The sequence below is a fragment of the Acidocella sp. genome (genome assembly GCF_013044125.1).
Taxonomy (GTDB): domain Bacteria; phylum Pseudomonadota; class Alphaproteobacteria; order Acetobacterales; family Acetobacteraceae; genus Acidocella.
The window spans coordinates 1-7,571 of record NZ_JABEVC010000006.1 but is presented as its reverse complement, the minus strand read 5'-3'; the positions used below and the strand labels follow the sequence as shown (position 1 = coordinate 7,571).

At 64.0% G+C, this 7,571-nt stretch carries 9 protein-coding genes; 5 read left to right on the top strand and 4 right to left on the bottom strand.

Annotation, left to right across the window (positions count from 1 at the left end):
• The 3 genes from HKL97_RS00345 to HKL97_RS00335 form a co-directional block, all read right to left on the bottom strand.
• Positions 1-714, bottom strand: a 714-nt coding sequence (locus HKL97_RS00345) for a (Fe-S)-binding protein (RefSeq protein WP_291421719.1), incomplete at its 3' end; no start/stop codon positions are given.
• Positions 711-1,826, bottom strand: coding sequence for a murein transglycosylase A (locus HKL97_RS00340; RefSeq protein ID WP_291421717.1), 1,116 nt, complete (start codon positions 1,824-1,826; stop codon positions 711-713). The genes HKL97_RS00340 and HKL97_RS00345, both read right to left, overlap by 4 nt.
• A gap of 5 nt (positions 1,827-1,831) precedes the next feature.
• On the bottom strand, positions 1,832-2,602 hold the full coding sequence (locus HKL97_RS00335; RefSeq protein WP_291421715.1) for a Tim44/TimA family putative adaptor protein: 771 nt from the start codon (positions 2,600-2,602) through the stop codon (positions 1,832-1,834).
• A gap of 65 nt (positions 2,603-2,667) precedes the next feature.
• Here HKL97_RS00335 and HKL97_RS00330 point away from each other — a divergent pair, with 65 nt between their 5' ends.
• Genes HKL97_RS00330 through HKL97_RS00320 form a run of 3 tightly spaced genes read left to right on the top strand, consistent with a single transcriptional unit; the run spans position 2,668 to position 6,536 of the window.
• Positions 2,668-3,222, top strand: coding sequence for a histidine phosphatase family protein (locus tag HKL97_RS00330; RefSeq protein WP_291421713.1), 555 nt, complete (start codon positions 2,668-2,670; stop codon positions 3,220-3,222).
• Positions 3,223-3,236: 14 nt separating this feature from the next.
• The gene (locus tag HKL97_RS00325; protein WP_291421711.1) at positions 3,237-4,001 is read left to right on the top strand and encodes an N-formylglutamate amidohydrolase; all 765 of its coding nucleotides are present in this window, start codon (positions 3,237-3,239) and stop codon (positions 3,999-4,001) included.
• Positions 4,002-6,536 carry a glycosyltransferase family 2 protein gene (locus HKL97_RS00320; RefSeq protein ID WP_291421710.1) on the top strand — a complete coding sequence of 845 codons (2,535 nt, stop codon included), beginning with the start codon at positions 4,002-4,004 and terminating at the stop codon, positions 6,534-6,536.
• A 40-nt stretch (positions 6,537-6,576) separates the two neighbouring features.
• Here the strand turns inward: HKL97_RS00320 and HKL97_RS00315 are convergent, their stop codons facing one another.
• Positions 6,577-6,909 carry a helix-turn-helix domain-containing protein gene (locus tag HKL97_RS00315; RefSeq protein WP_291421708.1) on the bottom strand — a complete coding sequence of 111 codons (333 nt, stop codon included), beginning with the start codon at positions 6,907-6,909 and terminating at the stop codon, positions 6,577-6,579.
• Positions 6,910-7,015: 106 nt separating this feature from the next.
• On the opposite strand from HKL97_RS00315, the gene HKL97_RS00310 reads away from it, so the two are divergent.
• Entirely contained in the window at positions 7,016-7,300 is a 285-nt protein-coding gene (locus HKL97_RS00310) for an AsnC family protein (RefSeq protein WP_291421706.1), read from the top strand.
• Between the two features lie 14 nt (positions 7,301-7,314).
• A partial coding sequence (locus tag HKL97_RS00305) for a DUF6362 family protein (protein WP_291421704.1) occupies positions 7,315-7,571 on the top strand: 257 nt, incomplete at its 3' end.

Below are 7,571 nucleotides of genomic sequence, written 5' to 3'. Positions count from 1 at the left end.
GACCTCGGCGATATGGCGGACCTGTGTTTGGGCGTTCTGGCGGGTGAGGCTGCCGGAGAGGTGGAGCAGGCAACCGAGGTCGCCGGCGAGGAGGAGGCTGGCGCCGGTGGTCTCGATGCCGGTGGTTTTGCCGTTGGCCATTTTGGCTGAGATATCGGAATATTTGACGCAGAAGGTGCCGCCGAAGCCGCAGCAGAGCTCGGGTTCTGGCATTTCCGCCAGGGTGAGGCCGGGGATTGCGGCGAGGAGCTGGCGGGGCTGGGCTTTGATGCCGAGTTCGCGCAGGCCGGCGCAGGAATCGTGGTAGGTGGCGGTGGTATTGAGGGGCGGTGGGGTGGGGGTGAAGTGCATCACGTCCACCAGGAAGGCGGTGAGCTCGTAGGTTTTGGCGGCGAGGGCTTCGGCGCGGGGGCGCAGGTTGGGATCGTCGCTGAAGAGGGACGGCAGATGGCGCGAGAGCATGCCGGCGCAGGAGCCGGAGGGGATGACCACATAGTCATAGGCGGCGAAGGCGGTGAGCAGGCCCAGCGCGAGTTCGCGGGCGGTGGCGCGGTCACCCGCATTATAGGCGGGCTGGCCGCAGCAGGTTTGCGCGCGGGGTACCTCGACCGTGCAGCCGGCGGCTTCGAGCAGGGAGATGCTGGCGAAGGCGATGCTGGGGCGGTGCAGGTCCACCAGGCAGGTGACGAAGAGGGCGACGCGCGGCGGGCTCATGGTGTGGCTCCGGCGGCGGGGCGCGGGACCAGGATGTAGAGGCTGCCGGGTTGCTGCATGACGCCGGCGGTGGCCTGGGCGTCTGGCCCCGCGCCGAAGAAGAGGTCAGCCGCCTCAGCGCCGTGGATGCCGCCGCCGGTGTCCTGCGCGATGGTGAGGCGGTTGAGCGGGGCGTGGGTTATGGGGTCAGTCGTGGAGAGAAAGACCGGGATTCCCAGGGGGATGACGGCGGAGTCAACGGCCAGGGAACGGCCGGCGGTAAGCGGGACGCCGAGCGCGCCGGGGGCGCCCTGGTTTGCGGGCAGGCCGCCGAGGGGCCTGAGATAAACGTAGCGGGCGTTCTGTTCCATGATGCCGCGGGCCTCGGCGGGGTGGGATTTCAGCCAGGCGGAAATGCTCTGGTAGCTGACGTTGTTGGCATCGAGATCGCCGTTGGCGACGAGAATCCGGCCGATGGGGGTGTAGGGCTGGCCGTTTTGGCCATCGAAGCCGACGCGCAGGATTTGGCCGTTGGGCAGCAGGATGCGGCCCGAGCCCTGGATTTGCAGCATGAAGGCGTCAACCGGGTTGGTCAGGTACGCGGTGACGGGGGTTTTGCGGTAGAGGGCGCCATTGTCAATGGCGGCGCGGGGCAGGTTGGCGAGGGCCCGGTCAGCCGGTTTGGCGTACAGGGGGGCCGTGTAGCCGGGCGCGCGGTTTTTGGAGCCGGGGAATTCCGGCTCGAAATAGCCGGTGATTTTGGCCGTGCCGTTGATGTCGTAGGCGGTGAAGTAGGTTTCGAAAAAGGTGCGGGCGGCGGCGGAATTGCCTGGGGTGGTGTCGCGCGCGCCGTTGCAGGCGTTTTGCCATTGCCCGGCCTGGCCGGCGGTTTGCTGGAGGAAGCCGGTGCCGCCGAGGGATTGGTCGGGCGGCATGAGCTCGATGGCCTTGCAGCTTTGCACGAAGGTGGCCAGGGCGGCGGCGGTATTGTCCTGCGCCCAGCCGGGGAGGCTGGCAATGGCGGTGCTGGTGGCGCTGGGCCCGCCGGGGAGGGTTTGTTGCACGGCGGTTTGCGGCTGGACGCAACCGGCGAGGATGAGGGCGGGGGCGAACCAGAGATGGCGCAGGCGCATGGGGTTCAGCCGCTCCGTGCCGCGGCGAGGCGCCAGGTGAGGTCCTTGCTTTTTAGGTTGCGCTCGAAGGTCCAGAGGTCGGTGAGTTCGGTGACGGCTTCGGTGCCGACCAGGGGGTTGCCGGATGCATCCAGAGTCAGGTTCACCTGATCGGAGGTGAAGCGGACGATGATGGCGGCTTGATCGCCGATCAGTTCGGCATCGTCGATGACGGCGGAGAGGATGGCCTTGATTTCGGTGCGGTGGCGCTCATTGGCGGCTTCCCGCGCGGCGATGACGCTCTCGAAGGTTTGATAGACGCTTTCGTTCAGCAGAGATTTGAGGGTGGCGCGGTCGCCGGCGGCGAAGGCGGTCACGATCATGCGGAAGGCGGTTTCGGCGCCGGTGAGGAATTTGGGAGGGTCAAAATTGGGATCGCGGTTGACGATCTGCATCAGGCGCTCGCCCAGGGCGGAGCGCGGGTCCGGCACTTGGCGGCCGGGCTGGGCGGGGAAGGCCCGGCCCTCGATGATCGGGCCGTTGCCAAAGCCGGGCATCTGGCCGGGGGGGATGGGTGGTTTCTCGAAACCGACGCGCCGCCCCAGGATGCTGCGCAGGCGCAGGCCCAGGAAGATGGCGATTCCGGCGAAAAGAATAAGGGTGATGGGCACCCCCCCGAAGTTTTGTAGCGCGTTGGCCTGCACGGCACCCTCTGACTTTTTGAGTAGAGACTGATTCACGTTGCCGGCCTTGCCCAGGGACTGGGGGCGGCAACGATCAGCCTCTAGCCAATTCATGACTATTCTAGGACATACGTCTATGTACGCGACCCGGCAACATTGCCGCGCTTGAAGGATTGTCCATGTTTCTGCTCCGCCACGGGGAAAGCTATTTTAACCTGCATTTCAGCGCGACCAGGGTGGACCCTGGGATTGAAGACCCGGAGCTGACGCCGCGCGGGCTGGAGCAGGCGCAGGCGGCGGCGGCCCGGCTGGCGGGGGTGCGGCTGACGCGGATGATTATCTCGCCTTATACGCGGGCCTTGCAGACGGCGCAGCCGATTTTGCAGGCGCATAGGCTGCGGGTGGATATCATGCATGAGGTGCGCGAGCGGACGGCGTTTGTGTGCGATGTTGGGAGGCATCCCGACTTGCTGGCGGCGAAGTTTCCGCAGCATGATTTTGGACATCTGCCGGGGCGATGGTGGCATGACCGGCGCGAGACCACGGAAGAGACGGTGGCGCGGGCGAATGCTTTCAGGGCACGGATGGCGGCGCGCGATGATGATGCGACGACGGTGCTGGTGAGCCATTGGGGGTTTATTCTGGCGTTAACCGGGGTTTCAGCGGGCAATGGCGAAATTCTGGAATATGATCCAAAAACACCGGCACCGGAACAAATCAGCTGGCACCATTAGCTTAAGGAGCGCGTATGAGTTTACTGGGAGACGATGAGCCGCTGCCCTTTTGCGTGGTGAACGAGGCGGGGGCCAGCCGGTTTTTTGTGACGGCTGACCATGCCGGGTGCGTGATTCCGCGGGCGTTGGGCGATTTGGGCCTGAGTGCTGCGGAGCGGGCGCGGCATATTGCCTGGGATATCGGGATTGCGGAGGTGACCAGGGGGCTGGCCGTGGCGCTGGATGCGACGGCGGTGTTGCAGAACTATTCGCGGCTGGTGATTGACTGCAACCGGCCGCCGGAGGTGGCGAGTGCGTTCCCCCAGGTGAGCGAAGCGACGCCGGTGCCGGGGAATTTTGGTTTGAGTGAGGCGGACAAGGCGGCGCGGCGGCGGGCGGTGTTCGACCCGTATCATGATGAAATTACGCGGTTGCTGGCGGCCAGGCCGGGACGGATTTATCTGGCGATGCATAGCTTCACGCCGGTGTATCTGGGGGTTTCGCGGGAGGTTGAGGTTGCGGTGTTGTATCATCGCAATCCGCGGGCCTCGCATTTGCTGGCGGAGCTGTTGCGTAGGGAGAGCGGTCTGGTGGTGGGGGAAAATGAACCTTACCGCGTGAGCGACGAGACCGATTATGGCGTGCCGGTGCATGCCGAGCGGGGGGGGCTGGATTATATCGAGATAGAAATACGCCAGGATTTGATAAAGGATACGGCGGGGCAGGCGGCCTGGGTGGCGCGGCTGGCGCGGTTGTTGCCAATTGTGGAGGTTGGTTTGGGTATGGAGTTAGCGCGCTAGATGGCAAAGCGTCCGGTTGCAGCCAAGGGGAAGCCGCAGGCGGCGGCGCAGAGCAAGATTCTGGTGTTCGTGGACAGGATCGACGAGGCGGGTGTTGGCGGGTGGGCGGTGGATTTTGGGCAGCCTGGTGAGAGCCTGCGGCTGCGGGTGTTGATTGATGATGTGATTGCCGACGTGATCCGATGCGATCTGCATCGGGATGATGCGGTGTTGTTGAAGCTGCCGGCGAGCCGGATTGGGTTTTATTACAATATTTCACCGCGGTATCATGACGGGCTGCGGCATGTGCTGAAGTTTATGACGCTCGATGGGGCGGGACTCGCGATGTCTTCGCGCGGGGGGGCGGAGATGGCTGAACTGAGTTTCTGCCTGGCCAAGCCGGTGCGGGTTGAAGGTGTCGTGGATGGCATGATTGACGGGCTGATTCAGGGCTGGGCGCTGAATGTGGACGATAGGGCCAGGACGAGGCAGGGGGGGGTGCGGATATTGGTGACCACGGGCGGGCAGCCGGTGGCGGAATTGCTGGCGGACCAGTACCGGGCGGATGTGGCGGAGTCTGTGGGGTGCGACACCGGCTGCGGGTTCACATTTTCGCCGCCGCCGGAGTTGCGCGCGCGCAGGCGCACGGCGTTCAGATTTTATGCCATGCCGGGACGCCAGGAATTGGGCGGCAGCCCGCTGGAGGTTGCGTATCCGCAGGATGACGAGCGCGAGCGGATTGCCGGGCTGGCGAAACGGGCGGACGAGTTGTTTGCGTTTGCGTATCATCTGCGCAAGGAGTTGAAGGCCGCGTTGCCGGGGGAGCGGTATCTGCTGAGTGATTATGGACGGTGGGCGGCGCAGGCGCTGCCGCTGGCGCTGCCGCGCGCGCAGGCGCGGTATGGCGCGTTGCCGCCGGAGCAGCCGCTCGTCTCGATTCTATGCCCGGTGTACCGGCCGCGGGTGGGGGATTTTTTGACCGCGATCGATTCAGTACGCAACCAGAGCTACCGGAACTGGGAGTTGCTGCTGGTGGATGATGGCGGCAAGGATGCGGAACTGACTGAGGTGATGCGCCGGTTGAGCGCGGCGGATGCGCGGATAAAGCTGGCAGTGCTGGCGAGGAACACAGGGATTGCGGCGGCGAGCAATGTGGCGCTGGGGCAGGCGCAAGGGAAATTTGTTGCGTTTTTCGACCATGACGATGTGCTGGAGCCGGGCGCGGTGGAGATTATGCTGCGCGCGCAGGCGGCGACGGGTGCGAAGCTGCTTTATTCCGATGAGGACAAGATCGACCATTCGGGGGGGCTGTCGGAGCCGCATTTCAAGCCGGATTTTAATTACCGGTTTTTGCTCGAGGTTAATTATATTTGTCATTTCGTGATGGTTGAGATGGCGGCGCTGCGCCAGGCGGGGGGGCTGGATAAGCGGTTTGACGGGGCGCAGGACCATGATTTGTTATTAAGGCTAACGGAAGCGCTGGCGCCGGAGGAAGTCTGCCATGTTGCCGAAGTGTTGTACCACTGGCGCAAGACGGCGGGTTCGACCGCGGCGGCGGGGGCCGGCGCCAAGCCAGGGGCGGCGCTGGCGGGAGCCGCGGCGGTGGCGGCGCATTTGCAGCGGCGCGGGCTGCCGGCTGAGGTGACGGCGCGGGGTGGCCTGACGTGTTACCAGGTGCGATGGCAGGTGCCGGAGGCGCGCAAGAAGGCGGCGCGGGTTTCGATTCTGATCCCGTTCAGAGACCAGATCGCCATGACGCTGGAATGCGTGACGGCGATCCGCCAGCATACTCGCGAGGTGGAATACGAGATTATTTTGCTGGATAACTGGTCATCCTCGCCGGAGGCTGAGCCATTCACCGCCAGGCAGGCTAATTTGCCGGGGACCAGGGTGATACGGATTGCCGAGCCGTTTAATTATTCACGGCTGAATAACATTGGCGCGCGGGCGGCGCGGCATGAATTTTTGTTGTTGTTAAACAACGATGTGATTGTTAGTGAGCCGCTGTGGCTGCGCACGATGCTCGACGAATGCCTGGTGAACGAGCGCGTGGGCGCGGTGGGGGCGAAGCTTTTATATCCGGCGGGGACGGTGCAGCATGCCGGAGTGGTGCTGGGCGTGGGCGGTGTGGCGGACCATGCCTTCAGAGGGATTGCGGGGCGGGCGCCGGGCTATGTGATGCGCGCGATGGCGGCACAGCAGATATCCGCTGTGACGGGGGCCTGCATGCTGGTGCGCCGGGGCGCTTTTGAGGCTGTTGGCGGGCTGGATGAGGCGGAGTTGACGGTTGCGTTCAACGATGTCGACTTATGTGTGAAACTGACACAGGCCGGATGGCAGATTGTTTATACGCCCGATGCCGTGGCGGAACACCGCGAGAGCGTTAGCCGCGGGGATGATTTCGATGAGAGCAAGATTGCGCGGTTCATGTTTGAAAATGAGGTGATGCGGGAACGATATACGGGGATTTTGCCGTATGATCCGTTTTATAATCAGCATTTTTCACGCGAGGGCGGTGTGTACCGGGAGTTACGCCTGCTGGGGCCGGAGCGTTAGGCCGGCCGGCATGGGGGCGCTGGCTGTGCGCGGCGGGATGTTAGCTGCGGGCCAGACGCCGGGCTGTGAGGAGGAGTATTTTCCGGTCTTCGGCGGAGCATGCGCGGTAGAGACGCATGAGGGCCAGCTCATCACCTAAAAGTGAACCGGTTTCACCGGACACAAGATAGCCAAGGGAGGTGTTAAGCACCTTGGCGATACGTTCCATATTGTCACGGACCTGCCCGGCGCGATCAGTCTCCCATTGGGCGATGGCGGAACGGGAAACATTGAGTTTCGCGGCGAATTCATCCTGCGTGAGGTTAGCGGCGAGGCGGAGGGATCTGATGCGTGAGCCGACGGTTTCGGCAGGGGGCTGTTTTTTTGATGGCATGGTGTGTTTCTAACACGCTGTCTCCGCAAACGCTATGTTAGTATTTCTTGACATTAAGAGTTAGAATATCTAACTGTCCGGCGGATAACACCGAGAGGACGGAAGAATGCCAAAGGCGAGGGTTTGGACGGCGGCGGCCGATGCGGTCATTCGGAACATGCGGGCTGGCGGGGCGACGTGGGCGCAGATTGGCCGCACGCTCGGGTTGTCGCGCAATACGGTGATAGAGCGGGGGCGGCGGCTGTGCGCGCTGGCGCCGACGAAGGTTGTGGCGCCTGTGAGCGGGGAGGTGGTGTCTGATGATCCGAACCGGGGGGCGCTGCGGGCCGGGCATCCGCTGACCTGGGGGCTGTTGACGGGCGAGCCGTATCCGCAGGGTGGCTGCCAGTGAGCGCGGCGGCGGTTATGAGCGGGGCTGAGGTCGTTGCGCGGTTGGAAGCGGCGGGGGCGACGCTGCTGGCGCTGCCTTCGCGCGGGTATTCAACGCAGCTGCGGCAGATGAAATTTGATATCGTGCATACCGCGCTGGAGGCATATGGATGGGAGGGCGCAGCGGTGCGCCCGCCGGTGCCGAGTGCGGCCGCGATCAGCGATATGGACGAGGTGTTTGGCTGGCTGACACTCATTCCGGAAGCGCGTTATGTGTTGCGGCGGATTTTGGG

Coding starts and splice junctions, on each gene's coding strand:
- HKL97_RS00340 (WP_291421717.1), bottom strand. CDS start 1,826: ATGCGCCTGCGCCATCTCTGGTTCGCCCCCGCCCTCATCCTCGCCGGT.
- HKL97_RS00335 (WP_291421715.1), bottom strand. CDS start 2,602: ATGAATTGGCTAGAGGCTGATCGTTGCCGCCCCCAGTCCCTGGGCAAG.
- HKL97_RS00330 (WP_291421713.1), top strand. CDS start 2,668: ATGTTTCTGCTCCGCCACGGGGAAAGCTATTTTAACCTGCATTTCAGC.
- HKL97_RS00325 (WP_291421711.1), top strand. CDS start 3,237: ATGAGTTTACTGGGAGACGATGAGCCGCTGCCCTTTTGCGTGGTGAAC.
- HKL97_RS00320 (WP_291421710.1), top strand. CDS start 4,002: ATGGCAAAGCGTCCGGTTGCAGCCAAGGGGAAGCCGCAGGCGGCGGCG.
- HKL97_RS00315 (WP_291421708.1), bottom strand. CDS start 6,909: ATGCCATCAAAAAAACAGCCCCCTGCCGAAACCGTCGGCTCACGCATC.
- HKL97_RS00310 (WP_291421706.1), top strand. CDS start 7,016: ATGCCAAAGGCGAGGGTTTGGACGGCGGCGGCCGATGCGGTCATTCGG.